The following is a 25,994-nucleotide window of genomic DNA, read 5'->3' as shown; positions in this document are numbered from 1 at the left end:
CAGTTCCACCCCGCCGCCTCCAACTCACGCCTCAGCTCCGTCAGGAACGGGTGCAGGTGCCCCTCGTCCATCAGCGAGCGCGCATCCAGTCCGTCCGAGATGAGTATCTGCGCATCCCAGCGGCCCTCGTGCCTCAGCCGCAGCATCCGAACCGCCAGCTCGGAGGCCGAGTCCAGCCGCTCTCCCGCCGGTGGATGCAGGATGTAGTCGCGACGGTCCTCCGCGCACGTGCGCAGCATCACCGCCTCGGGAATCCCCGCCACCACCGAGTCCGTCAGCTCCGACCAGAGCCCCACCTTCGCGTCCTCGTACAGGGCACGCAGCTCTCGCTCCAGCGACGGCTCCAGCTCCCACGGCGTCTCGCCATGCCCCACGGCCAGCGGAACGCCCCGCTCACGCACCGCCGCCATCTCCGAGCGCGCCTCCTCCAGGATGCTCGCGTCCGATCGCTCATCCCCCTTGCGGCGGCGATACTGGAGATAGACCCAGGCCGGGTCTCCGAAGTGCTCGGTGGGCCGCCCCGCTGCATCGATGACCCCGAGCGACTGGAAGAAGGCCCACATCCGGTCGTCGACCTTGAAGCCCCGCTTCTCGCGCAGCCGCACGTGGTCCTGGAAGCTCGTCGTCAGGTAGCTGAGCATCGGGTCATTGCGCGTGGGCAACGCCATCAGATAGCCGGGCGCGGCCTCCACCACCTGCTCCAGACACCAGGTCAGGTCGTCCAGCGACACGTCCATGTGCAACGTCGAGCACACGTCCAGGCCAATCATCAGCCCGTGCAGCTTGCCCATGACGATGTCCTCCAGGCAGCAGCGCACGAGCTGCTCCCGGGTGCGGAACACCTCCGGGCCGATGAACCCCGCCACGTCATTCACGTGAACCCACGGCGCGGGCGTCCGTCCCGCTCCCAGCTGCGCCAGCGACACCCGCGCCTTCAGCGCCCGGGCGAAGCCGTACTTGCGTGACTCATGCACCAGCATGTCGCAACCGAAGTGGTGCCCGTTCGTCGCGTCCGCGCCCTGCCCCGTCTCGAAATAGAGCCCGTATCGCCCCGTCCGACTCGCCGCGTGCTCCGCCATCTTCTCCAGCGTGAGGTCGAAGGTCCGATTCGCCGCCTCGTTGCCCGCAAGGCTCTGGAACCAGATGCCCGTGGTGCCGGGCCGCAGCGCTTCCACCTTCGCCTGCACGTCGATGTGCGAGAGCACGCAGTGAGGCATCACCTCCGTCAGTCCGAAGGTGACAAGGAGGTCGTGCAGCGCCGCCTCCACCGCCGCCACGGACTCCGGCGCGGAAGACACGGGATTCGTCCCGAGCACCACATCCCCCACCGCGAAGGACCAGCCGTTGAACACCTGCCAGCGGATGTCGTCCGGGTGGTCCGTGGGCGAGTTCGGCTGGAGCCTCGCGCCCAGATATCCCTTCGCGCCCAGGTTGCTGCCCGGCAACGGATGGAAGATGCGCGAGCCCACCGCCTTGAGCTCCGCGTCGCTCATCAGCTTCACGACACACGCGATGACGTCGCTGCCCAGGCCCCCCAGGATGGATTGGACATCCGCCTCGTCGGCCGAGAGCAGGTATGCCTTGAGCTGCCCCAGCGTCCAGTCCGCCAACCGCTGGAGCTCCTCGACGTCCAGGGCCTCCATCATGAAGGCGTGGAGCCGGTCCTCGAAGGGAGGGTGCGAATGCAGGTCACCCAGCCGCGTGCGAGCCAGCAGCGCCCGGGCATTCGCCCGGGAGTCCTCGTCGGCGGCGGCGATGCCGAGGGCCTCGTCACCCTCCTTGAACGCATTGGCGGCGCCGAGAATCCGCTGGAAGAGGCGCGAGTCGAATGAACCTTGAACCCGATGGATGTAGCCGAACACGTCCTCACCTGTGAGGACGTCACGGAGACTGACGCTCATGGCGCGAGACAATGTATCCGGCGTTTCATTCCGGAAGCCATGCCCGCACCGCGCTGTCCGCTGGATGACGCCTGGGTGCTCGCTCGGCGGTCGGTCGGGAGTGGAGACCGCCTCACTCGTCCAGCAGGCTCGACCAGAAGCCCACCATCCGGACCACGTCCGCCGCCCCCGCCTTCCGGTCCACCTCCGCATGGCTGATGAGCGGCGTGGAGAGCTGGTGCACTTCCGTGTAGGGGCGCAATGCGTCCGCCAGCAGCACGGACTCCATGGCTGGAATCACCGTGTCCCCCGCGCCATGGAGCAGATACACGGGCGAGGCAGGCGCGGGAGACCTGCCCGGCGACATCGACGGGTCCGCGGCGAAGTCCCGGACGAGCGGCAGCAGCAGGGGCCCCAGCGCCGCCACGTTCCGCGTATTCACGTACCCCATCAGCTTCGATGCCGGCTCGGGCATGCGGGTCTCCAGCACCCGCGCGTGGGCGAAGGTCACTTCCGCCAGCTTCTGGTCCTTCTGCGTCTGGTGTGAAGCGCGAAGGAAGGTCCGGATGCCCTCGCGCAGCGGCTCCACCTGCTCCGGTGGCACCAGCCGGTCCGCGACATTGAGCAGGATGATGACCACGCCATAGTCATGCGGCGCCAGGTGAGAACCGTCTGGCAACACCCCGCTGCACAGGAAGGCCAGCACCCGGGGCAGGTCTCCATGCCCTCCGAAAGAGAGCGTGGAGGCGACCTTGTCTCGCAGCGCGGGACGCCCCGCCGCCACCACGGAGAGCCCTCCCGCGAAGCTGATGCCGAACAGGTCCACCTTCCCGCCAGGCGCCAGGTCCTCGCGGGCGGCGGTCCACAGGGCCGCGTCCTCGATGATGTCGGGAAGGCGCGCGGTGATTTCGTAGCGCAGGAGGTCCGGCGGCTCGGGGGTGAGGACCGTCTGCCCGCCCGTGGCCAGGTCTTTGGCCAGCTTCACCAGCCGGGGCTCATCGATGCCGTCGGCATGGACGCCCGAGGTCAACACCACCGTGCGCCCCCGGACCTCCCGTGGCCGATACAACCGCGCACGCACGTCCCCGTGGCGCGTGGGGACAGTCAGCTCGCTGACCTCGAAGGGCCCGGTGCACCATCGGGCCACGACCTCTGGAACCGAGCCCTCCATCCCCGCGGCGCGAACGACGAACGACAGGCCGCGCAGCCAGTCCATGCCCACCAGCACCACGCCCACCAGCACCACGACCAGGCCAAGGCCCAGGTTCCGCCGAGTCGCCCTCTTCATGGAAAGAGGTGCTCCACGAAGGTGCACAGGCGCTCGCGCTCGAAGGGCTTCTCCAACAGCCCTCTCGAATGGCGGCCCACGAACTCGCGCGCCTGCGCGGTGAAGGCCCCACCCGTCATCAATCCCGTGCGCAGCACCAGCTCGGGCGCCAGTCGCTCCAGCTCCACCACGAAGTCCATTCCGCTCATGCCCGGCATCATCAAGTCACACAGGATGGCATCGAATCGCTCGCCCGTGGACAACCGTCGCAACGCCTCGCGTGCGTCCTGCACCGCGTGGACCTCATACACGTCGCGCACCAGCCGGCTCACCGAGTTGCCCACGGACGGCTCGTCATCGATGAGCAGGAGTCTGCGGCGAACCAACGACGGCACCACCGCGCCGAGCACCGGCGATTCGGGCGCGGCGACCGTTCCGACCGAGAGCGCCGGCAGCACCACGCGGAAGGTGCTTCCCCAATCCTGCGCGCTGCTCACCTCGATACGGCCCCCCATGGCCTGTACCAGCGTGAGACAGATGGACAGGCCCAGCCCTGTCCCCTCCCCCACCGAGCGCGTGGTGAAGAAGGGGTCGAAGATGCGCCGCTGGACTTCCGGCGCCATGCCCATCCCGTTGTCGGTGACCTCCAGCTCCACCTGCCCCACGCGTCCGGTGCGCAGGCTGACACGGACCCGGTTCTCCTCGACGGGACGCGGAGGAAGCGCCTGGAGGGCGTTCACCAACAGGTTCAGCACCACCTGCCCCAGCCGCACCTCGTTGCCGTGAATGGGCGGCACGCGCTCCAGCGTGCACACCACGCGCGCCCGGTGCGTCAGTTCGTTGCGCACCAACCGCAGCGCGCCCTCCACCGCGCGCAGCACGTCCACCGGACCGTGATGCTCCTCGTCCCCGCGAGCGAAGGTGCGCAGGTCCCGGACGATGGCGCAGACCCGTCCGGCTCCGTCGAGGGCGTCCGACACGACCTCTCGCAGCTCGGGCATTTGCTCCGACGACAGCTCCTGCTGCGCCAGCAGGTCCCTCACGAACGCGAGGTTGGAGGTGACATAGGCCAGCGGGTTGTTGATTTCGTGCGCGACTCCGGCCGCCAGCGTGCCCACCGACGCCATCCGCTCGGCGAGCAGGAGCTGCGACTCCAGGCGCTTTCGGTCGGTGATGTCGCGGATGATGGCCACGAGGAACGTCTCTCCAGCGCCGCTGAACGTGGCCTTCTTCGTCACCAGCACCCGGGCCAGTCCCGTCCGGTCCGTGAGGGTCTCCTCCGTCTCGTCGGGAATACCCGAGCGGAACACCTGCTCGTCATTGCGCCAGAAGCTGTCCGCCTCGTGCGCGGGCACGAACTCGTGGTCGGAGCGGCCCAACAAGGCCTCCGCGGGGTGCCCCATGAAGCGGCAGAAGGCGCTGTTGAGCGCCACCCAGCGGTGCTGCCGGTCCTTCACGAAGAGCGGTTCAGGCACCGCGTCCAGCGCGCTGCGGAGGAACTCACAGGTGCGGCGCAGGGCCTGCAAATCCCGCTCGCCCGTCTCCGTCTCCATGCGCCGACGCAAGGCCGCCAGTCGCGCGCCCCAGCCCGTCGCCGGGGAGGCCACGCACTCGTCGGCTCCGGCCTCCGCCATCGCCTGCGTCTCCGCGTCCGCGCGCGTCGTGAGCACCACCAGGTGCGTGCGAGCCGAAACCCGGAGCGCGTGGAGTCGACCCACGTCCGCGAGCACGTCCTCCAGCGGGCCCCCTGAATCCCACGTCACCAGGAGCCCCTCTTCCACCGGAGAGGCAATCACATCGGTGCCCGTCACGCACAACACGTGGCAGTGCTGTCCCGCTCCCGATGCGCGAACGCCGCGCTCCACTGCTTCCGCCACCGCCGGAGGCACCGCCACCAGTGTTGCGAGCACCGCTTCACGCTCCTCGGCCCGGGGAGGCCTCGATGTCCCCATCGAGAAGACACGGAGACACCCGACCGGATTGCAGCGCTCCAGCGCCCCACGGTCAACGACGTTCCCTGCGCGACACCGAGGAACCCCGCGGTCGCGAGGCACCAGGGACCCGACGGGTCGCCGCCGCCACCACGCGCGGCCCCACGAGGCAGGCGCCCAGGAGCGGACAGCGCTCGCAGTTCTCCGGCACCGGCTGCGCCGGGCACGCCCCACTCATCCCATAGTGGCAGAGCGCGAAGTCGTACCGGACGGGGTCTTCCGCATCCAGGGCCCGCAGCGACGCCGTCACCTCCTCCGCCGTGCGCCAGGTCAAATCCTTGCGACGTGTCAGGCCCAGGTGCCCGGCGATACGACCGATGTGCGTGTCCAACGGAATCATCAGGACCGAGGGTGCGACCCGCTTCCAGATGCCGAAGTCGACCGCGTCCGGGCCTCGGACCATCCACCGCAGGAACAGGTTCAGCCGCTTGGCGGCGCCCAGGCCCAGCGGGGAAGGCAGCAGGTGGTGGAGCCCTCGCTCGGGTCCCATCGCCGCGCGCAAGGGCTCGAGCGGCACGCGCCGCAGCGCGGTGGTGAAGGCGCCCAGCGCGCCATGCAGACTCCCCTCGGCGACGAGCCCCTGGACGAAGAGGGACTCCAAATCTCCGTGCTCCCGCAGCGCGCGTCCCATGCCCAGCAGCAACACCGCGACGTCGGTGCCCACGTTGAAGCGATAGACGAAGCCGTCCAGCAGCGCCTTCGCTCCCGGAATGTCGAGCGCGCGCACGAACGCCGCGGGGGATGGCCCCATGCGCTGGAGCAGCGAGTCCACCTTGGGACGGAACAGGTCCGCGCGGCCATAGGCCAGCGCGCAGGCGAGCAACGCGCTCACCTCGATGTCGCGAGCGTCCTTGTAGCGGTGGGGGAACTCCACCGGGTCGAACCCGATGCGGGCCCGGGCATCCGTGGAGGCCAGGAAGGCGTCGAGCCGGGGGCGCAGGTGCTCGGCCGCCCGGGGGCTCAGGCCGGGATTCAACTTCGAGCGGCGTGTCACGTCGGGGCTCCCAAATGCTCCTGGAACGGCGGCCCGCCGCCCACGCTTCCCGAGACCTGGTGTCCCGGGAGTCCACGCCCCCTTCCGAACCGGGAAGGGGGCGCGGGGGGCATCCTATGTGGCTACGGGCTCACGGCGAACACGATGTCGTCGTGGTCGTCGTACGAGGTGGTCCCGCAGGGCGCCGCGCTGCCGTTGTAGCGGAAGCGGGCGCGCACGGCCTGCAGCGTGCCGGCGGGCAGCGTGTACGTGGCGGTCAGCGTCTGCTGGCCGGTCGCCACCGGGGCGACGGTGGCGATCTTCGTCCACACCGGGCTGTTGGCGTTCGCCGTGTAGTACAGGTCCAGCTTGTCCGGCCGGATGGCGAAGACCCACACGGTGGCCTCCACGCGCACCGTCTGGCCCGCCGCGAAGGGCGCGCCGCTGACGGTGGACACCCGGATGCGGTCGTTCGACTCGTCGGCGTGGTACGCGCCGGAGAGGCCGTCCGCGCAGGAGTTGTTGATGGTGTTGGGAGCGTGAAGCTCGGGCCCCAGGCCGGCGCGGCCGTTGAGCAGCGTGGTGGAGTCACACACGTTGCCCACGTTGGAGCAGCGCGGCACGCGCAGCACCGTGTCGTAGATGGCGTTGCTGGAGGCGTTGCTGCTGGTGACGGTGATGGAGGTGCTGTTGGCGGTGTTGCCGATGAGGTCGTAGGCCTTCGCCACCACGGTGTGGCTGCCGTTCGCGACGGCGGCGGAGTTCCACGAGGCCGAGTACGGAGACGCGGTGGCGGTGCCCACGACGTTGCCGTCCACCAGGAACTCCACGCGGCCGATGCCGGTGTTGTCCGCGGCGGTGGCGGAGAGCGTGACGCTGCCGGACACGGTGGCGCCATCCGACGGGGCCGTGAGGCTCACGGTGGGCGGCTCGCTGTCGGCGAGGTTCGCGGTGCCCTTGGCGAGCTCCGCCACGTACGCGCCCGCGACCTTCGCGAACTTGAGCGCGTGCGTCGCGGTGTTGTTGCTCTTCGCCAGCGTGTCGCTGGAGGTGTGGATGAGGTTGTTGTGCTGGCCCATCAGCGCCTCGAACGGAATCGACGCGGCGAAGCCCGCGTTCGTCCACGAGGCGTGGTCCGAGCACGCGTAACCGCACGTGGAGTTCGCCGCCTGCACGCCCGGGACATAGGCGGAGATGAGGCTGGTGATGAAGGTGTTCTGCGCCGCGTTCGTGAAGTCCGTCATCAGCGCGACGTCGATGGTGGAGCCCTTGAAGTTCGTCATGTCGAGCTGCAGCGCGCCGATGACGTTGGCTCCCTGGTTCTTGTGCTGGTCGGCGATTTCCTTGGAGCCACGCAGGCCCACTTCCTCGGCGGCGTAGGCCATGAACTTCACCGTCTTGGCCGGGTGGTAGCCGTTGGCCATGGCCACGCGGATGACCTCGGTGAGGGTGGCGATGCCGGACGCGTCATCATCCGCGCCGGGGGCATTGCCGGAGGAGCTGGTGGAGTCCAGGTGACCGCCCACGACGACGATCTCCGACGGCGTCTCCGTGCCGGTGATGGTGAGGATGACGGACGGCTGCGCCCACGCCGCGTGGGTGAACAGCTGGACGGTGACGTCACCACCCGTCTGCGCACGCGCTCCCGCGTAACCTTCCCACAGGCCCTTGAGCCAGTTCGCCGCCTGCACGCCCGTCGCGGACGTGTAGTAGCGCGTGGCGTAGCTGGAGAGGTGGGTGATGTTCGCCAGGATGTTCGCCTCGGTCATGCTCCCGAGCAGCGTGTTGACGACCGGGCCGTTGTCCAGCGTGTACGTGACCGCCAGAGGGCTGAGCTGCGTCTGGCCGACACTCGCGATGGCCGCGAGGGCCTCCGCCTCCGTGTCGTGGTAGACGAAACCACCACAGCGGTTGAGCTTGTCGTGCATCACCCGGGAGACCCGGTTGATTTCCGACTCGGGCAGCTTCAGCGCGACGACGTCGCCCTTCTGCCCTGCAAGTGAGGGAACCTTCGCCCCCGCGACGATGAACGCGGCGTTCACCTCCGACAGCGCGTCCGAGCCGAGAGTGATCCACACCTCTCGCTCCGACGCCTTCGCGAACGCCGAGACACAACCGAGCATCAACACCAACGAAGCCAATCGCTTCATGTGCATGGGGCTCCTCCTCTTTCGGGAGGTCTGCTTTGTGGGGGACGACCTGCAAACCTATTCGCGACAGAGCAGCGAATGTTGACTACTCTGCGTAAACGTTGCCTGCGGGTCAATCCTCAAACCAGCCCCAATACAGAAAAACCGTATCAACGGCCAAACGCCAGAATTCCCGGATGTTGATTATCGAGTGAGTTCCCGCACCGCGTGGCCCAGTTCTGGGAGGATGAGCGCGTCCAGGGCCAGTCGCGCGGCCTGGGGCGAGCCCGGAAGCGCGAAAATTATCATTCCTTGATACGTGCCTGCGGTCGCGCGGGACATCATCGCGGGGCTGCCAATCTGTCGGTACGACAGCATGCGGAACAGCTCGCCGAAGCCAGGCAGCTCCTTCTCAAACAAAGCCCGCAGCGTCTCCACGGTGGTGTCGCGCCGGCCAATCCCGGTGCCTCCCGTGAAGAGGATGGCCCGAGCGCCCGAGGCCTGGGCCTCCGCCACCGCGGCCCGGATGGCCTCCGGCTCGTCCTTCACGACGACGTAACCCGCGATGCCGTGGCCCGCGGCCTCCAGCCCTTCACGCAGGACCTTGCCGCTCGCGTCACGCGCGGCGTCACGGCTGTCCGAGCACGTCACGATGAAGGCGCTGACGTGGACCGGCGCACGCGACTTGTGCTCCCGCGGCACGTTCCCTTCCGCGGCATCATGGGTGTGGCCGTGGTCGTGTGAATGTGAGTGGCCATGCCCCTCGTGGCCGTGGTCATGACCCGCGTGCCCGTGGTCGTGCGAGTGGTCATGACCGCGGTCATGGCCCCCATGCTCGTGCGAGTGGCCGTGCTCGTGGCCCCTGTGCCCGTGGGCATGGGAGTGGTCATGCCCGTGGGCCTCGTGCTTGTGGGCATGGCCCTCGTGCCCGTGGCCGTGGTCATGCCCGTGCTCGTGGCCCCCGTGCGCATGGGCATGGTCGTGGGCATCGCCCTCGTGGCCGTGGTCATGGCCCCCGTGCTCGTGCGGGTGCTCATGCGCGTGGGTGTGCTCGTGCGCGTGGGACTGCCCGTCGCCGTGCTCATGGGGGTGGCTGTGCCCGTGCTCATGCTTGTGTGCATGAGTGTGCACAGGGTCATTCCCGTGCGCGTGGCCGTGGTCATGCCCGTGTCCGTCGCCATGACGGGGGTCATGGTCGTGTCCGTCGTGTGCCATGAAGAGGACTCCGTTGCGTCTGGTGCTTCAGGAATTGTCGGGGAGGTCGACGACGAGGGCGCCGTCCTGGACCTCGACCGTCACTGTCGGCTGGTCGTCACAGACCCCCGGGGAGGTCTCGTTCCGGCCCGTATCCATGTCGAAGCCGACCTCATGACACGGGCAGACAACGAGGTTGTCCTCGAGGCGACCTCCGGACAGCAGGCAGCCCGCGTGGTTGCACCAATCATCAAGGCCCTTGTATCGGCCGTGAATCTTCGCGATGCAGACGTTGCGCTTGCCCACTTCGTAGCCGCGCATTTCCTTTTCGGCGAAGTCCGCCGGTCCGAGCTTGATCTTCGTCATCGCCGTCCTTTTCCCATAACGAGGAGCGGCCTGCATCCCCGTTCCCCGGGCATTACCTTCCTCCGCGTGACTCCAGCCGTGACCGCTCCCATCGTCGACAAAGCCACCGTTGCCCAGGTCCTCCGGGACATCTCCCTGCTGCTCCAGCTCCAGGGCGAGAATGGCTTCCGCTCTCGCGCCTACGACATGGGGGCCGACCGCATCCTCGGCCTTACCCAGGACCTGGGCGCCATCGTCTCGGAAGGACGCCTGGAGAGCCTCCCGGGCATCGGCCCCGCGCTCGCCGAGAAGATCTCCGAGCTGGTGACCACCGGACGGATGACCTACTTCGAGGACCTGCGGGCGAAGTTCCCCCCAGGCCTGCTGGACCTGATGAAGCTGCCGGACATCGGCCCGCGCAAGGTCGCCGCGCTCTGGAAGGAGCTGGGCATCGGCTCCGTCGAGGAGCTCGAAGCGGCCTGCCGCGAGGGCCGCGTGCGCGAGCTCAAGGGCTTCGGAGCGAAGAGCGAGGCGAAGATTCTGGAGGGCATCGCCCTGTTCCGGCGCGCTCGCGGCGAGCGCAAGCTCCTGGGAGACGTGCTCCCCATCGCCGAGGCCCTGCTGGAGCGCGTGCGCGCCTCGCCCGGCGTGGTGCGCGCGAGCCTGGGTGGCAGCGTGCGCCGCCGCGCGGAGACGGTGTCGGACGTGGACATCATCGCCTCGGCCGCGGTCGCCGGGCCCGTGCTGGACGCCCTGGCCACCTCGCCCGGTGTCGCCACCGTGCTCGGCAAGGGCGACAGCAAGTGCTCCGTGCGCATGGAGGCGGGAGACCTCCAGGTGGACCTGCGCGTCCTGCCGGACGAGGACTTCGCCACCGCCCTGCATCACTTCACCGGCTCCAAGGCCCACCACATCCGCTTGCGCAACCTGGGCCACGAGCGGGGCATGAAGATCTCCGAGTGGGGCGTTCACCGCGACGACGGCACCAAGCTTCAGGTGAACGACGAAGCGGCGCTCTACGCGCTGCTCGACATGCAATTCGTCCCCCCGGAGCTGCGCGAGGACAATGGCGAGGTGGAGGCCGCGCGCGCGGGGAAGCTCCCCACCGACCTGGTCACGATGGACGACGTCCAGGGCGCGGTCCACGCGCACAGCACCTGGTCGGACGGACGCAACTCGCTGGAGGAGATGGCGCTCGCCGCGAAGGCGCTGGGCCTGAAGTACCTCACCATCACCGAGCACAGCGAGGCGGCCATCTACGCGGGCGGCCTCAAGGTGGAGGCGCTCAAGCGCCAGTGGGAGGAGATCGACCGCGTCAACGAAGCGGTGCCCGGCATGCGACTGCTCAAGGGCATCGAGGTGGACATCCTGGAGTCCGGCGCGCTCGACTATGACGACAAGGTGCTGGAGCAACTCGAGGTCGTCATCGCCTCCATCCACGTGCGCCACGGCATGGACGAAGAACAGATGACGCGCAGGGTGCTCACCGCGATGGACAACCCGCACCTGCACATCCTCGGACACCCCACCGGCCGTCTCATCCAGAGCCGCGAGCCCTACCCGCTCCGGATGGAGGACATCCTGGAGCACGCCGCGAAGCGCGGGGTGTCGGTGGAGATCAACGGCAAGCCCGCACGGCTGGACATCAAGGCCGAGTATGTCCGGAAGGCCACCCAGCTCGGCGTGAAGCTGGTGGTCAGCTGCGACGCCCATCGCAGGGAGGACCTCGGCAACCTGGCCTATGCCGTGGCCACCGCGCGGCGCGGCTGGGCCCGAAAGCAGGACGTATTGAACACGCTGCCGGCGGAACGCTTCCTCACCGCGCTGCGCGCCGGGCGGTGATAGGCTGCGGCGCGCGCCGATGTCCCGCCTGTCTCCGCTCGCCCTCGCACTGTGTCTCGTCACCCTGCCCGCCGCCTCGGCGGACCCGGGACGGCCCTCGCGCGCCGACCTCCAGCGGGTGATGGAGCAGCACAGCCGCTCGGTGGTGAAGGTGAGCGGTCCCCGACGCGCCGGCCCGGGCATCTTCGTGGGCACCGCGGGACAGGTGCTCACTTCCATGGACCCCGTGGGCCTGGAGTACGTGGGCCTGAACGTCGCCACGGTGGAGCACGGGGGGCAGGCCCTGCCCGCGCGGGTGTTGCTCGCCAACGTGGCGCTGAAGGTCGCCGTCGTCGCCGCGCCAGACGGCGCCTACCCCGCCGTGCCCGTGCGCCTCCTCAAGGAGGGCGACAGCCTGGCGGGTCGCTGGGTGGTGGGCGTCATCCCTGGCGCCCGGAATCGCCCCGCGAAGCCCGAAGCGGCCCAGGCCGCGCGCGCACCGGCGCCCTTCTATGATGTCCCCCTGGCCCTGCCCCCCGGCAGTCCCCTGTTCGACGCGGACGGGCGACTGGTGGCGGTGGTGGTGCAACGCACCCGGAGCGGCTGCAGGGTGCTCCCCCTGGGCGAGGTGAAGCTCACCCTCGCCTCCGCGAACGAGCCATGACTCAAACGGTGGCGACCCCCTGGCGTCCCAACGCCGTGCAGGAAGCCGTGGGCCTGTGGGCCCTGGGCTTCGCGGGCATCATCGCCGCGTTCCTCATCTTCGGCGGCACCAGCATCCCCAAACTGGTGGCGACGGTGGGCTTCCTCTACCTGCCCCTCATCCCCATGCGCTGGCGGGACGAGGACTACCGCGACTACGGCCTGTCCCTGCGCGCGTGGCGCGAGGACGTGCGCCTGTTCCTGTTGTTCTCCGCGGTGGTGGGCCCGCTCTTCTTCCTGGCGTTCGCCGGCTTCGCGGAGCTGTTGCCGCACCTGCCCGAGACACTCGCGCGCCACCTCACGCCGCTGGGCGGAGAGGCCCACTTCCGCCTCCGGCTGCCTCCGCGCTTCGGGGAGTGGGTGGTGGATCAACTCTTCGTCGTGGCGCTGCCCGAGGAGTTCTTCTACCGGGGCTATCTGCAGACGCGCCTGCGCGACGCGTGGCCCCAGGGGCGCAAGTTCCTGGGCGTGCGGCTGGGGCCCGCGTTCTGGGTGACCGCGGTGCTGTTCGCCCTGGGGCACCTGGCCATCTTCCAGGCGTGGCGCCTGTCCGTCTTCTTCCCCGCGCTGCTGTTCGGATGGATGCGCGAGCGCACCGGCACCGTCGTGGGCGCCGCGCTGTTTCACGCGGCCTGCAACCTCTTCGTGCGAGTGCTCGAGGTCTCGTTCTTCGGCGGGCCCTGAGCCCCGCCTGGAGCCGTCATGTCACATATGGACCCCATCGCGAGCCCGTCGCTCGACGCCCGCTGTGCCTTCCACCCGGAGACGACAGCCACCGCCGCCTGCCAGCGCTGTGGCACCTTCGTGTGCCACCACTGCCTGCAGTGGGCGCGTGACGGGCGGCGCTACTGCGGCGCCTGCGCGGCAAGGGCCCTTCCACCTCAAGCCTCCCGAGAAGACCGCTTCCTCGCCAACCTGGTGGACTCCTTCGTCGTCTTCGTCCCCTTCATCGTGGGACTCGTCGCGATGGCGATCACCGACGAGCTGACGGGGCAGGAGGTCCTCTCGATTCCCCTCCTGCTGGGCGGAATCCTCGGCTCCCTCCTGCTGTGCGGCTGGCAGATCTACTACGCCGCGACGAACGGACAGAGCCTGGGCAAGCGCTGGCGCCACATCCGCGTGGTGAGGATGGACGGGAGCCATGTTTCAATCGCGCGAATCCTCCTCTTGCGCAACCTGCTCCCCGGCATCCTGAATCAGGTGCTGTGCGTGTTTGGCCTTGCCGACGCGATCTGCATCTTCCGGGAGGACCGGCGCTGCATCCACGACTACCTGGCGGACACCCAGGTCATCCAGGTCCCCGAGCACGAGCGCACCGGGACCCCGTCCTACCGGGGCTGATCCACCCCAGCTCCCCGGAAACCCTCATTTCTCCCCCTTTGGGGGTGGAAAAATGCCGGGATAATTCACCGTTAATTCCCGGGAGCCCCGCCCACGAGTCGGCTCGGACTCCACCCACAGCCCCCTCCGATTCCACCCCTGGAAGAACGAGACACACCTCCAGTCTCACAAGAGGGCTGAAATCACTGAAACACTGGCAAAAATAAGCGGAGAAAGCGGGGATGGCGCGTCGCAGCACTGAGATCCGAAACTCCATGTGACGTCAGCGCGACAATCCTGGCATCCCCCGCTGTCAATGAGCTTCGAATGACCATCCGCCGAGTCGACACCAAGCCCGTCAGCGTCCGTCCCGCAACCACCGAGGCCCAGCCGAAGAACACGGCGAAGGCCGCCACCCCGCTGACCACCAAGGACGGCTTCGGCCCCTCGGCGCGTCCCACGGAGCTGGCGCGTGCGGAGAAGACGCTGACCCAGGCCCCCGCTGGTCCTGGCCGGATCGCGCTGACCAGCCCCGAGGCGCAGCAGGCCGTGCAGGCCTCGCTGAACCACATCAACCCGTTGAAGGGCGCGCAGACGCTGCTGCCCCAGCCCACCACGTTCGTTCCCGCCAACGTCGAGCGCGACGCGCTCGGCATGACGCACGTCCGCCTGGACCGCGTTCACGAGGGCGTGAAGGTCTTCGGTGAGCAGATCATCTCCCACCTGGACAAGGACGGGAAGGTCACCGGCGTCACCGGCGAGCAGTCCACGGTGCCGGCGGGCCTGGGCCGCGAGCTGCCCAAGCTGAACACGCAGTCCGCCATCGACATCGCGCGCAAGGAGTTCGGCCTGAAGCCGGACAAGCAGCCGAACGCCGAGCGGGTCATCTACCAGGACAAGGCCGGCGAGTATCACTCCGCGTACCGCGTCCAGATGCAGGCGATCGAGGGCCAGGACCGCCCCCAGAAGATGAACTACCTGGTGGATGCGAACACCGGGAAGGTCTTCGAGTCCTTCAACGAGATTGGCGGGTTCTACGGTTCGAACCGCGCGGCCCCCAAGGGCGCGGCGGCTCCCGAGCCCATCACCGCGACGTCCACCACGAAGACGGAGATCGCCGACCAGGGCACCGTCACGTCGAAGATCGCGTTCGACAAGGACGTGACCATCGACAAGCTGAAGCTGGACCTGGACATCGCCCACACGTTCAAGGGCGACCTGAAGGTCACGCTGACCAGCCCCTCCGGCACGAGCGCCGTGGTGCACGACCGCAAGGGCGGCAGCACGGACGACGTGAAGGGCTCGTTCGACCTGAGCGCGTTCGCCGGTGAGAGCGCCAAGGGCGAGTGGACGCTGACCGTCGAGGACAAGGCCCGGCTGGACAAGGGCACGCTGAACGGCTGGGGCGTGAGCATCACCCCGACGGAGACCACGCCCCCCGTCGAGGAGCCCACCAACAAGACGGTGGACGACACCTCGCTGTACAGCGGCAAGGTCGCGCTGGAGACCACGAAGGGTGCGGACGGCAAGTACACGCTCGAGGACGGCACGCGCGGCAAGGGCGTGAACACCTACGACGCGATGAACAAGACGACGGCGTCGGGCAAGACGCAGATCACCGACGACAACAACGTCTGGGGCGAGGCCTCCGACGGTCCGCGCACCAAGGCGGCCGTGGACGCGCACTACGGCGCGGAGATGACCTACGATTTCTACAAGGAAATCCTGGGCCGTGACTCCATCGACGGCGCGGGCGAGGCGCTCAACTCCTTCGTCCACGTGCGCACCAACTACGTCAACGCGTTCTGGGACGGCACGAAGATGAGCTACGGCGACGGAGACGGCAAGACGTCCGGCCCGCTCACCGCGCTGGACATCGCCGGCCACGAGATCACCCACGGCCTGACGGAGCGCACCGCCGGCCTCATCTACCGCAACGAGTCCGGTGGTCTGAACGAGGCGTTCAGCGACATCATGGGCGCGGGCGTGGAGTGGTACGCGTCCACGAAGAACCCCGAGGTGAAGTTCAACTGGACGGTGGGCGAGACCGCCTGGACGCCGACGAACGGCTCCAACGAGGACGGCCTGCGCTACATGAACGACCCGAAGAAGGACGGGTACTCCATCGACAACTACAAGGACTACCCGAAGCAGACGGAAGTCCACGGGTCGAGCGGTATCGCGAACAACGCCTTCTACCTCCTGGCGAACGGCGGCACGAACAGCACGTCCAAGCTCGAGGTCAAGGACGGCATCGGCATGGACAAGGGCCTGAAGATCTACTACCGCGCCCTGGCCCACTACATGACGCCGAACACCACGTTCGCCCAGGCCCGCGCCGCGACCATCACCGCGGCCACGGACCTGTACGGCGCGGACTCGGCCGAGGTGGCGAAGGTCAAGGAGAGCTGGACCGCCGTCGGCGTGAACTAACGCTGACGTGAGCGCGGAGGGCGGGGACCGAACTCCTCGCCCTCTGGCTCCAGCCGCCACGACAGTGATTGCAGCCCCGAGGCCTGGGGACTCACGCCAGCCCACTGGCGCAAGAGTTCCCGGGCCTCGTTGCGTTCGGCCTCCGGCAGCTGCGAGATGCGCGCGCCGTGATTGCCTCCCGCCACCGTGTAGAGCACGGCCTCGCGAGCCCCACCCAGCTCGTACGCCGCCGCGCTCCACGGGTCATGGCCGCCGTAGATGAACATCAGCCGCTCGCCCTGGGTGGACACCCAGTCCTGGATGTCCGGCATCGCCTCCGGACGGAACACGGGGCTCAGGCCGGGCGGGACGTACACCGAGGGCACGTCGGTGCCCGGATGCTGGAGCTGGCTTGCCAGGTGGACCTCGAAGGGCCTCGGGTGCCCCAGCTCCACGGCGGCCTGGTAGAAATACGGGCCATAGGCCTCCACGTCCGCGTCGGAGAAGAAGTCGAGCCCCACGCGCCCGTCCAGTTCGTCCATGAGCGCGGAGTCGCTCGCGGAGTCGTTCGGCACGGTGTTGCAGCGCGCGAGGCTGTCGTACTGCCAGAAGTAGAAGTAGTGCTCGATGATGGCGTGCTCGAAGGCGCGCTCCCGGCCCAGGTGCTGGAAGGTGAGGCCGCGCTGCTGGGCCCTCGCGTCCATCAGCGGCAGCAGGGCCGTGCGCCGGTCCAGGGCCGCGCGCTGGAAGGACTTCAGCCGCTCCCGACACGCTCCCTCGCCCACGGACTCCTGGAAGGTGATGAAGCGGTCATCGTCGAAGCGGGCGATGGGCGCCACGTAGGCCACCGTCGCGTCCACGTCCTGGGGGTGGAAGCGGCGGAAGAACACCATCGTCTCGCCCCCCTTGCTCGCGCCCGTCGAAACCCACCGCAGGGGATACACCGGCTTGAACGCCTCGACGATGCGATGGAAGTCGTCCGCGGACTGCCGGATGGTGAGCTGGCTCCAGTCCGTTGGCGTGGGGCGGCTCGGCCCGAAGTAGCGATGCTCCACGGAGAGCTGATTGGCGTCGAGCAGTTGCGTGGGCTCGCGTCGCGACGGCTCCGTGGAGACGAAGTAGCCCCCCGAGTAGAGCACCATGGGACTGGAGCGCGAGATGTGCAGCAGCGTCAAACGCTGGCGGAAGCGCTGACCGTCCGGATGGGCATGGTCCACCGGCTGCTCGAACTCCATGACGAAGAAGCGGTGGTTCGGCAGCTGGGGGCCCGCGGGCTCCTCGCGCACCGTGAGGCCGGGGATGCGGGCCAGTTGCACGAGGACGTCCTCTTCCGTCGGCGGCTCTCCCCCGTTGTCACAGGCCGACAGCAGACACAGAAGCAGGACGGATGCGAAACGCCCGCGGCGCAAGAGGGGCTCGGCGAAAGACATGGCGCTCCAGTTCCGGCCGGGCACCACCGCCTGCGAGATGCGAGCACGGGAGTCCGGCGCGTGACGCGGAGGCTACTCCGATTCGCGCGCCCCCTCGCTCGCGCGGGCACCGCGGGCGAAACCCGCTCAGGGAGCCGAGGACTCGGCGCTGGCGCCCGCCAGGGCCACCGCGTGCCGGTCATCCTGCGGCAGCCCGTCCATCAACAACATCATCGTGTGGGCGCTCGCATGGCGCAGCGCCTTGGCGGCGGCGTACTCGGGAGAGGACCACCAGGCGCGGGCCTGCTCGATGGTGGGGAACTCCAGCAGGGCGAAGCGGGGCGGCTGCCACGTCCCCTCGAGCGCCTCCGTCGCACCACCCCGGACGAGATAGCGGCCGCCATAGTGGGCGATGGAGGGAGGCGCGAGCTGCTTGTAGCGCTCGTAGGTCTGCACGTCATGCACCGAGATTTCGACGACGACGTAGGCAGGCATGGGCGCTCCTGATGTGGGATCAGAACACGAATGGGAACCGCACCGGCCCCCCCTGCTCATGGTGCTTGGGGAAGACCCAGGCGCCGACCTTGGCCTCGATGCAACGCGCGAACGGCGTGCCGCGCAGAGAGGCCGTCTCGGTGACGACCTCGGACACTTCTCCACTCGGAAGGATGGACCAGCGCACCACCACGCGCGCGCCCTCGTCCACCGGACGCGGCTTGACGTCCGCGCACGCGGTGACTTCGCTCTTGTTGGCGAGCACCACCTCGAAGACATCCGACTGCGCCAGCGACACGCGCGGATTCTGGATGGGCGCCACCGGCGGGATGTAGACGGAAGGGGCGTCTTCCGGCCCACCCGAGCCGGGAGAAGGCCCCGCCAGCTCCCGCGCGAAGTCCTCATCGGGCCCCAGGTCGTCATCCGAGCCGGGCTGCGGCGGGCTCGCGCGCACGGGCGCTTCAACGGGCGTGGGCGGCGGCGACACGGGCCGCTCTCCAGAACCCAGCTTGACCTCGGAAATCCTCGGCGACACGGCGGCGACCGCCGGCGCGGCCTCCACGTCCCGGTCCATGCTGGACGAAGGCGCGGCGGCTCCCACGGACTTCGCGAGTCCCCCACCGGACACGGCCAGCACCGGCACCGCGCCACCCCGCTCCACGGCCGCGACACCCGCGAGGGAAGGACGGACCGCCGCGACTGGCGGCAACGTGGGAGCGATGGGGGCGGCCACGACATCCATCGCGATACCCCCACCGGTCGGCGCGGAGACACCCTGCGTGGCACCCGCCAGGGGCTCACCCGGCACGGACACGGGAGTCGTTGCCACGGCCTCGGGGACAGGCGCGCTCGCGACCACGGGCGGGGCCACGGCCACGACGGGCGGAGCCACCACCTGGGAGGGCGCGGGATTGAAGAGCTCCGCGACATTCATGCGGGCGAGCAGCGCCGAGGCGCCATCCCAGCGACCGAACAGGCCCATGACGAGCGCGACCGTCACACCCCCCGCGACGCCACCGGCCAGGGTGAACCACCAGCCGCCCACTCGCGAACGGGCCTCCACCTGCTCGGAGACCTCGGTGACTTCGGCGAGCACCGCGTGCGTTCCCACGGTTTCAACCGGGGTGCTGGACGTCGCCCGTGGGGACGCCTCGACGGCCCATGCGGGAATGCCCGAGGCCTCCGCCACGGTGGCCGCGGGCAGCTCCGGCCCCTCGGAGAAAGCGGCCGACAGGGCCGCGTCCACGGCGGCGCTGAGCTCCAGCTCCAGGGGGAGCGGCGCCAGCGTTTGGAGCAGCTCCGGAACCTGCCCCAAGGGCAGCCATGCCGCGAAGCCCGCGCGCCAGCACAGCGAGTCAGGCCCCAGCTCGCCGCGCTCCCACGCCCCCTTCAGGGCCTCCGCTTCGAAGGGCCCCGCGGGCCTGGCGCCCAGCGCGATGAACCACGCGTGCTTCTCGGTGGGAACCGGCGTCGGCGCGGGCTCCTCCTCCACCACGGACGACACGAGCGAACGACGCACGCCCTTGTGCAGCCGCTCACCATGCACGTCACCGCGAGCGCGCGACGTCGCCGCCGGCACGCGCGGGTTCTTGTCCGTGCGCAGCTTGCTGACGAAGACGTCGAGCTCCGCCTCGGAGACGCCACCGAACACGGGGGTGCCTCCGCCTTCAGGCTCCGTCGTGCCCGCCGAAACCTCCTCCGGCAAGGCCTTTCCTTCCCGTGAGTCGCCGACCATTCGCCAACTCCTTGATTCCGCCCCGCCCCAGCTCCATCCGAATCCCTCAATGGAATGCCGATGCGCGATTTCGTCAACGGAGAGTCTCTGCGCGAAGGTAGCCAGGGTCCACACTCAATGAGGATGCGGAATGGAATTCTCCACCGTCATTCCGGATAACTCGGCACACCTCCTCACATTCGCATACGGATGCGGTGCTGTGCCTTCAATCACTCCTGGGTCAGAGACGCTTCTCTCGGATCAGAAAGAGGGGGCGCCGGGGCTTGCCCGCAGTCGCCCCGCGCCTCCGCTTGGAGCTACTCCTTCAGTGCGGAAGTGAACTGCATCAGCGTCTTCTTCGCGTCCCCCAGCACCATCATCGTGTTGGGGCGCACGAAGAGCTCGTTCTCGATTCCGGCGAAGCCCGGGTTGAGCGAGCGCTTGAGCACGACACACGTCTTCGCCATGTCGGCGGAGAGGATGGGCATGCCGTAGATGGGGCTGCTCTGGTTGGAGCGCGCCGCCGGATTGACCACGTCATTCGCTCCCACCACCAGCGCCACGTCCGTCGCCGTGAAGTCGTCGTTGATGACGTCCAGGTCGAACAGGTGGTCATACGGAACGTTGGCCTCGGCCAGCAGCACGTTCATGTGCCCCGGCATCCGTCCGGCCACCGGATGGATGGCGTAGCGCACGTCGCAGCCATTGGCCTGAAGGACGTTGGCCAGATCCCTCACCGCGTGCTGAGCCTGCGACACGGCCATGCCGTAGCCCGGCACGACGATGACGGAGCGGGCCGCGCGCAGCACCTCCGCGGCCTCCTCCACGCTGCCCACGTTGGGCGCCGGACCCGAGGCAGATGCGCCCTCCGTGACGGCCTTTGCCTCCGGTGCCGCGCCGAACGCGCCGAAGAGCACGTTCGCGAACGAGCGGTTCATCGCCTTGGACATCATCATGCCCAGCAGGAAGCCGGAGAAGCCGTCCAGCGCGCCGCAGATGATGAGGACGTTGTTGCCCAGCGCGAAGCCCGTCGCCGCCGCCGCCAGGCCCGCATACGAGTTGAGCAGACAGATGACCACTGGCATGTCCGCGCCACCAATGGGCAGCACCAGCAACACCCCCAGCAGCACGCCCAGCGTCGCGACGGAATAGAAGGCCCACGACGCGTCGGGCGAATAGACAAGAAAGCCAATCAGCCCCAGCGTGCCGACAATCATCAGCATGTTGGAGATGTTCTGTCCCGGGTAGGTGACGGGCCGGCCGGTGATGAAGCCCTGCAGCTTCCCGAAGGCCATGATGCTTCCGGTGAACGTCAGCGCGCCGAGCGCCACCTCCAGGCCCGTGGCGGTGATCTGCAGCGTGCTCATGTGGGGACCTCCGTGCTGGAGGTACTCGACGACGCCCACGAGCCCCACCGCCAGGCCACCGAAGGCATGCGAGAGCGCGATGCGCTCGGGCATCTTCGTCATGGGAATCCATAGGCCCATGCCCGTGCCCACCGCGGAGCCGATGAGCAGCGCCACGACAATCCACTCCCAGCGCACGATGACCTGCGTCACGCCCACGCCGTACAGCAGCGTGCCCGCGACGGCGGCCACCATGCCAATCTCCGCGAGCAGCACGCCCCGCCGGGCCGTCTGCGCGTCGCCCAAATCCTTCAGGCCCAGCACGAAGAGGATGGAGGCGCCCAGGTACAGCAGTTGGACGAACGTCTCCGTCAGGGAGAGGGTCATCGCGCGCCGCCCTTCTTCTTGAACATCCGCAGCATGCGGTCGGTGATGAGGAAGCCACCCACGACGTTGATGGTGGCGGCCAGCACCGCCACCGCGCCGAGCATCGTGGACACCGTCCCGTAGTGCCCACCCGCCGCGAGCAGCGAGCCCACCAGTGAGATTCCGGAGATGGCGTTGGTGAAGGCCATCAGCGGCGTGTGCAGGAGGTGCGGCACCTTGGAGATGACCTGGTAGCCCGTGAAGGCCGCCAGGAAGAAGACGTAGAGGCCGAAGATCAGCGTCAGCGACATGTCAGCCCTCTCTCCTGGCCAGGTCCGCCATGGCCATGTCCGCGACGGCCGGGTGGACCACGTCCCCGCCCCGGGTGATGAGCATTCCCTTCACGATTTCATCCGCGACATCCAGCTCGAGCACGCCGTCCTTGTCGGTGACGTGCGCGAGCAGCTTCTCCATGTTGCGCGAGTACATCGCACTGGCATGCACCGAAATCTGGCTGGGCAGGTTGCGCTCGCCGATGACGGTGACGCCCGTCTCGGTGCGGTAGCGCTCCCCCGCGCGCGTCAGCTCGCAGTTGCCACCCTGCTCCGCCGCGATGTCCACCACCACCGAGCCACTCTTCATCCGCCGCACCATCTCCGCGGGCAGGAGCACCGGCGCGCGCCGCCCCGGCACCAGCGCCGTGGTGATGACGACGTCCGACTTCGCCACGTGCGTCGCCAGCACCTCCGCCTGCTTGCGCTTCGCCTCCTCGCCCAGCTCCTTCGCGTACCCGCCGGAGCCCGCCGCGTCCGCGATGTCGATGTTGACGAAGCGCGCCCCCAGGCTCTCCACCTGCTCCTTCACCACCTTGCGCACGTCGTACGCCTCCACCACCGCGCCCAGCCGCCGCGCCGTCGCGATGGCCTGCAGTCCCGCCACGCCCGCGCCCAGCACCAGCACCTTCGCGGGAGGAATGGTGCCCGCCGCCGTCATCAACATGGGGAACAGCCGGGGCAGCGCCTCCGCCGCCAGCAACACCGCGCGGTAACCCGCGATGGTCGCCTGCGAGCTGAGCACATCCATCATCTGCGCCAACGTCGTGCGCGGAATCATGTCCACGGCCAGCAACGTCACCCGCCGCTTCGCCACCTCTCGCGCCAGCGCCGGATTCGCCAGCGGGTACGCCAGGCTCACCAGCACCGAGTCCGCCTTGAGCCGGCCCAGCTCCGTCTCGTCCGGCGGCTGAATCTTGAGCAGCAGGTCGGCGGCGGCATAGAGGGCGTCGACGCTCGACTCCACCCGGGCACCCGCGGCCCGCAGCTCGTCGTCGGAACACTCCGCGCCCAGGCCCGCACCGCTTTCGACCACCACTTCATGCTTCTTGCCGACGAGGCGTTTCACGCTCTCCGCCACGAGCGCGATCCGCCTTTCACCCGGCACCGTTTCACGGGGGATGGCGATGATCATGCGGGCGAGCATAGGCCCATCCCCTCCGCCCAATTCAATCCCAGCCAACGAAAGCCATTGCAATCCGTGTCAAGCACGGCCGCGTCACGAGTGTTCACCATGCAAGGCGTTGTCGCGAACGTAAGGGGTTCCCCCGAGCCCCGACATCCCCCCACCCGGACGGCTCCACCCGAATCCGAGGCCCATACCGGCCCGACTCTTGCTGTCGGGGGCCGACGCACCCGTCCCCCCGTCGGATAGACTCGCCGGGAGAAAGCCACCATGCCCTTCGACCTCCGGGAAATCCTTCGCCAGTCCGAAGCCGCCTCCTCCGATGGAGGGCTCCCCACCTGGCTGAAGGAGAGCTGGAGTGACTCGGAGGGCTTCATCGCCGCGCTCGCCACCCACCACGCGGGACGGGGCGGCCCCGCGCCGAAGAGCCGCCCGGGCCAGCACCACGACTTCTTCCATGACCTGGTCGTCCGCCACGCGGACTCCGGCGCTGCGGCCTTTCGCGCCTGGGACTCCGCGCGAGGCTGGCAGGCCCTGGGCTACCGGGAGCTGGGCGAGCGTGCGTCCCGCCGCGCCACGGAGTGGGCCGCCCAGGGCGTCAAGCCGGGCGTGAAGGTCGCGCTCGTCCATCCGCTGGGACAGGAGCTGCTCGTCTCGCTCATGGCCGCGCTGAAGCTGGGCGCGTGCATCAGCGTCCTGCCGCCCACCGGGCCCCTGTTCCTGTCGCGGAGGCTCGCGCTCCTGGAGCCCCAGCACATCTCCGCGGAGGCCCACCAGGCGCCGCTCATCAAGGGCTTCGAGAACCTCCTGCTGCGCTCCCGAGGGGACGCGGCGCCCTCGTTCGCCTCCCATACGTACCGCCCCGCCGACACGGTGGCCCTGCTGTTCTCGCCGCGCGTCGACCCGCCGGACACCCCCGTGCCCCTCAGCGCCGAGCGCGCGTGGACCGGCGCGCTGTGCGACGGGCTGCTCACCTTCGGCCTGGGCGCGGGCGACGTGCTCGCAGCGCCCGGCCTCCACTTCCTCCAGCACCAGCCCGCCCTGCTCTTCGCCTCGCTGCTGAGGGGCGCGACCTTCCTCCACCTGGAGCCCGCGGACCTGGAGCGCACCCCCGGCCTGCTGCTCGAGCACCCGCCGCGAGCGCTCGGCGTCTCTCCGGCCCTCCGAGACACGCTGACGCGCGCCCGCTCCGGGCCCCTCAAGGGCGTGGGGCACTGGTTCCGCTCCGTCGATGCCCTCCACGACTGGGAGGCCTGGCGGGAGTGGGTGCGGCAGTCGGAGCTGACCAGGGTGCCCCACGCGCTGGTGCTCATCGACGCGTCGGAGGGCGGTGTGGTGCTCGCGTCGCCCCGCCGCATCGGCGAGCTGAACGCGGCCATCGCCCCCGCACCCGGGCGCCCCTGGACGTTGAAGGACCTCAACCTGAGTGGCCAGGAGGCCGCGGGCGACGTGGGCGTCTTCACGCCGCTGCCGGACAAGGACCGCCCCCCCGGCCACGTCATCCTCACCCGCCAACGCGAGCAATTCCTCTACGCCGGAACGCGCGACGTCCGCCGCGACGGCCGCATCTACCCATCAACGGAAGTCGTGGAGGCGCTCGCCGACCTGCCGTTCTGCCAGGGGGCCTGCGTCAGCATCGCCGCGTCGGGAGGCACCGCGCAGCACACACCTCACGTCCTGCTCGTCTTCACTGGAACCGAGGACGCGGAGCGCTTCACGCAGGAGGCGGGCAACCGACGCCTGGAGATTCGCCGCCGGCTCGAGCTGCGGCTGGGCGCCGAGCACCTCCCGGACCGCATCGAGCTGTTCCCCCTCCTCCCGCACAGGACGAAGGACGGACAGGTCAACGCGGAGTGGTGCCGCTCCCAGTACCTCACGGGCGCGCTCCACCAGAAGTCGTCGGACCCCGTGTTCCAGGCCCTCACCGCGCTGAGGGGCCGCGCTCGCGAGAGCGTCCGGGGCCCCGGCGACGACGAGCGCTCCCGCTAGCGCGCGTACGCGGCGGACGCGCCCGCGTTCCCTGGCGACGCGTCCTGGCCGACCCGGCCCCCTCCCCCTTCGAGGCCCCAGAGGGAAACGGCCGGATCTGAACGCTGGCACGCGCCACGCAATGGCGTGGCTCAGCGTCTGACGTTCCATCCCGGAACCCACGACGCCCACGAGGTGCTCGCATGGGAGCCCAGGTCGTCATGGGAGCGATGCTGCAGTGCAGTTTCGGCCTCGCCCCCTCGTCGCTGGTGGTGCTGCCCACCAACAAGGTGGTCAGCCCGACGCCCGCGGCGAACGTCCTCGACAACAAGCCCCTGGTGAACATCCCTCCCTTCGGGATGTGCCAGTCGCTGGCCAACCCCACGGTGGCGGCGGCGACGGCGGCCGCGCTCGGCGTCCTCACGCCCATGCCCTGCATCCCCGCCACCGCGGCGCCCTGGGTGCCCGGCTGTCCCAAGCTGATGCTCGGCAACGCGCCCGCGCTGGAGAGCAACTCCAAGCTGATGTGCTCGTACGGCGGCGTCATCCAGGTCGTCTCCCCCGGACAGGTGAAGGTCATCGATGGCTGACCTGGCCCAAAGCCTGCCGCCCTTCGACGGCACCTTCCTGGAGCAGCCCCTGGAGGGCGAGCCTCCCCGCCTGGCACCGGGCGAAGAGCCCGACCCCCGCGTGGAGGCCGTCACGGAGGCCGTCGCCAGCGGCGACTACGCCAACGCGGCCCGCAGCGCGGAGGCCCTGCTGCGCGAGGGTCAGCGCGACACGCGGCTCGTCGGCGCCTACCTCTTCGGCGCCTTCCAGGAGCAGGGCCTGCTCGCGATGCCGGGCCTCTTCCGCTCGCTCCTCCTGGTGCTCACCACCAGCCGCGCCGCGTTCGGCCCGGAGGCCAAGCGCGACATCTTCCTGGAGAGCGGACTGCGCTGGCTGTTGCGCTCGGTGAACAAGCACCTGGCGCACAACGAGAAGAAGCAGGACGCCTCGTGGCGGCGCTGGTGCGAGGCCGACAACCGCGCGCCCATCGAAGAAGCCCTCAAGCTCTCCGAGCCCATCCTCGCCGCGATGCCCTCCGCCCTTCCCAAGAATGGCTGCGAGGAGCCCATGCGCAACCTCAGCCACTGGCTGAGGCGTCACCTGGAGGCCCTGCCCCCACCCGCGCCGCCGCCCGCGCTCGCGCTCGCACCCCAGC

Annotated in this window: 21 protein-coding genes; 8 read left to right on the top strand and 13 right to left on the bottom strand. The window is 69.2% G+C overall.

Features of this window, described 5'->3' with window-relative positions; genetic code table 11:
* From eutB to FJV41_RS31665, 7 genes are all read right to left on the bottom strand, one after another.
* Window positions 1–1,901: ethanolamine ammonia-lyase subunit EutB (gene eutB, locus FJV41_RS31695; protein ID WP_141646330.1), on the bottom strand; the 1,901-nt coding region annotated here is incomplete at its 3' end.
* A 112-nt stretch (window positions 1,902–2,013) separates the two neighbouring features.
* On the bottom strand, window positions 2,014–3,168 hold the full coding sequence (locus FJV41_RS31690) for a dienelactone hydrolase family protein (RefSeq protein WP_141646329.1): 1,155 nt from the start codon (window positions 3,166–3,168) through the stop codon (window positions 2,014–2,016).
* Complete coding sequence (locus FJV41_RS31685; protein WP_181791057.1) at window positions 3,165–5,057, bottom strand: hybrid sensor histidine kinase/response regulator; 1,893 nt, start codon at window positions 5,055–5,057, stop codon at window positions 3,165–3,167. Before FJV41_RS31685 ends, FJV41_RS31690 begins: the two co-directional genes overlap by 4 nt.
* A 94-nt stretch (window positions 5,058–5,151) precedes the next feature.
* Window positions 5,152–6,132 carry a TIGR02757 family protein gene (locus tag FJV41_RS31680; RefSeq protein WP_141646328.1) on the bottom strand — a complete coding sequence of 327 codons (981 nt, stop codon included), beginning with the start codon at window positions 6,130–6,132 and terminating at the stop codon, window positions 5,152–5,154.
* A 122-nt stretch (window positions 6,133–6,254) separates the two neighbouring features.
* Window positions 6,255–8,261, bottom strand: coding sequence for a M20/M25/M40 family metallo-hydrolase (locus FJV41_RS31675; RefSeq protein WP_306440913.1), 2,007 nt, complete (start codon window positions 8,259–8,261; stop codon window positions 6,255–6,257).
* 183 nt (window positions 8,262–8,444) lie between these two features.
* Window positions 8,445–8,942: a MogA/MoaB family molybdenum cofactor biosynthesis protein gene (locus tag FJV41_RS31670; protein ID WP_141646326.1), complete on the bottom strand. Its 498-nt coding sequence runs from the start codon at window positions 8,940–8,942 to the stop codon at window positions 8,445–8,447.
* A 540-nt stretch (window positions 8,943–9,482) separates the two neighbouring features.
* Window positions 9,483–9,800, bottom strand: coding sequence for a Rieske (2Fe-2S) protein (locus tag FJV41_RS31665; RefSeq protein ID WP_141646325.1), 318 nt, complete (start codon window positions 9,798–9,800; stop codon window positions 9,483–9,485).
* A gap of 78 nt (window positions 9,801–9,878) precedes the next feature.
* Between FJV41_RS31665 and polX the strand changes: the two genes are divergently transcribed.
* The 5 genes from polX (at window position 9,879) to FJV41_RS31640 (ending at window position 16,055) form a co-directional block, all read left to right on the top strand.
* A complete protein-coding gene (gene polX / locus FJV41_RS31660) occupies window positions 9,879–11,621 on the top strand; it encodes a DNA polymerase/3'-5' exonuclease PolX (protein WP_141646324.1) in 1,743 nt (580 codons plus the stop codon).
* A gap of 19 nt (window positions 11,622–11,640) precedes the next feature.
* Window positions 11,641–12,264: an MXAN_2756 family trypsin-like serine endoprotease gene (locus tag FJV41_RS31655; protein WP_141646323.1), complete on the top strand. Its 624-nt coding sequence runs from the start codon at window positions 11,641–11,643 to the stop codon at window positions 12,262–12,264.
* Complete coding sequence (mrtX, locus tag FJV41_RS31650; protein ID WP_141646322.1) at window positions 12,261–12,986, top strand: myxosortase MrtX; 726 nt, start codon at window positions 12,261–12,263, stop codon at window positions 12,984–12,986. The genes FJV41_RS31655 and mrtX overlap by 4 nt, the downstream gene beginning before the upstream one ends.
* A gap of 18 nt (window positions 12,987–13,004) precedes the next feature.
* Window positions 13,005–13,643, top strand: a complete 639-nt coding sequence (locus FJV41_RS31645; RefSeq protein ID WP_141646321.1) for an RDD family protein — start codon at window positions 13,005–13,007, stop codon at window positions 13,641–13,643.
* A gap of 306 nt (window positions 13,644–13,949) precedes the next feature.
* Window positions 13,950–16,055 (top strand): M4 family metallopeptidase, encoded by a 2,106-nt coding sequence (locus FJV41_RS31640; RefSeq protein ID WP_141646320.1) that lies wholly within the window; start codon window positions 13,950–13,952, stop codon window positions 16,053–16,055.
* On the opposite strand, the gene FJV41_RS31635 is transcribed toward FJV41_RS31640, so the two are convergent.
* From FJV41_RS31635 to FJV41_RS31610, 6 genes are all read right to left on the bottom strand, one after another.
* Entirely contained in the window at window positions 16,052–17,464 is a 1,413-nt protein-coding gene (locus FJV41_RS31635) for a S28 family serine protease (protein ID WP_141646319.1), read from the bottom strand. The two genes, FJV41_RS31640 and FJV41_RS31635, sit on opposite strands and share 4 nt — an antisense overlap.
* Before the next feature lie 126 nt (window positions 17,465–17,590).
* Window positions 17,591–17,938 carry a DUF1330 domain-containing protein gene (locus FJV41_RS31630; protein ID WP_141646318.1) on the bottom strand — a complete coding sequence of 116 codons (348 nt, stop codon included), beginning with the start codon at window positions 17,936–17,938 and terminating at the stop codon, window positions 17,591–17,593.
* A 19-nt stretch (window positions 17,939–17,957) separates the two neighbouring features.
* The gene (locus FJV41_RS31625; RefSeq protein WP_181791055.1) at window positions 17,958–19,643 is read right to left on the bottom strand and encodes a GYF domain-containing protein; all 1,686 of its coding nucleotides are present in this window, start codon (window positions 19,641–19,643) and stop codon (window positions 17,958–17,960) included.
* A 326-nt stretch (window positions 19,644–19,969) separates the two neighbouring features.
* Window positions 19,970–21,385, bottom strand: a complete 1,416-nt coding sequence (locus tag FJV41_RS31620) for an NAD(P)(+) transhydrogenase (Re/Si-specific) subunit beta (RefSeq protein ID WP_141646316.1) — start codon at window positions 21,383–21,385, stop codon at window positions 19,970–19,972.
* Window positions 21,382–21,675, bottom strand: coding sequence for an NAD(P) transhydrogenase subunit alpha part 2 (locus tag FJV41_RS31615; protein ID WP_141646315.1), 294 nt, complete (start codon window positions 21,673–21,675; stop codon window positions 21,382–21,384). Before FJV41_RS31615 ends, FJV41_RS31620 begins: the two co-directional genes overlap by 4 nt.
* A gap of 1 nt (window position 21,676) precedes the next feature.
* On the bottom strand, window positions 21,677–22,843 hold the full coding sequence (locus tag FJV41_RS31610; RefSeq protein WP_246137551.1) for a Re/Si-specific NAD(P)(+) transhydrogenase subunit alpha: 1,167 nt from the start codon (window positions 22,841–22,843) through the stop codon (window positions 21,677–21,679).
* A 249-nt stretch (window positions 22,844–23,092) separates the two neighbouring features.
* Here FJV41_RS31610 and FJV41_RS31605 point away from each other — a divergent pair, with 249 nt between their 5' ends.
* From FJV41_RS31605 to FJV41_RS31595, 3 genes are all read left to right on the top strand, one after another.
* Complete coding sequence (locus tag FJV41_RS31605) at window positions 23,093–24,811, top strand: AMP-binding protein (protein WP_141646314.1); 1,719 nt, start codon at window positions 23,093–23,095, stop codon at window positions 24,809–24,811.
* A gap of 182 nt (window positions 24,812–24,993) precedes the next feature.
* Window positions 24,994–25,380: a DUF4280 domain-containing protein gene (locus tag FJV41_RS31600; protein WP_141646313.1), complete on the top strand. Its 387-nt coding sequence runs from the start codon at window positions 24,994–24,996 to the stop codon at window positions 25,378–25,380.
* Window positions 25,373–25,994, top strand: a 622-nt coding sequence (locus FJV41_RS31595; RefSeq protein ID WP_281291515.1) for a type VI secretion system protein IglI family protein, incomplete at its 3' end; no start/stop codon positions are given. The genes FJV41_RS31600 and FJV41_RS31595, both read left to right, overlap by 8 nt.

The sequence above is a fragment of the Myxococcus llanfairpwllgwyngyllgogerychwyrndrobwllllantysiliogogogochensis genome, assembly GCF_006636215.1.
GTDB lineage: Bacteria > Myxococcota > Myxococcia > Myxococcales > Myxococcaceae > Myxococcus > Myxococcus llanfairpwllgwyngyllgogerychwyrndrobwllllantysiliogogogochensis.
The sequence above is the reverse complement of the archived record's forward strand: the minus strand, read 5'-3'. Positions and strand labels throughout refer to the sequence as shown.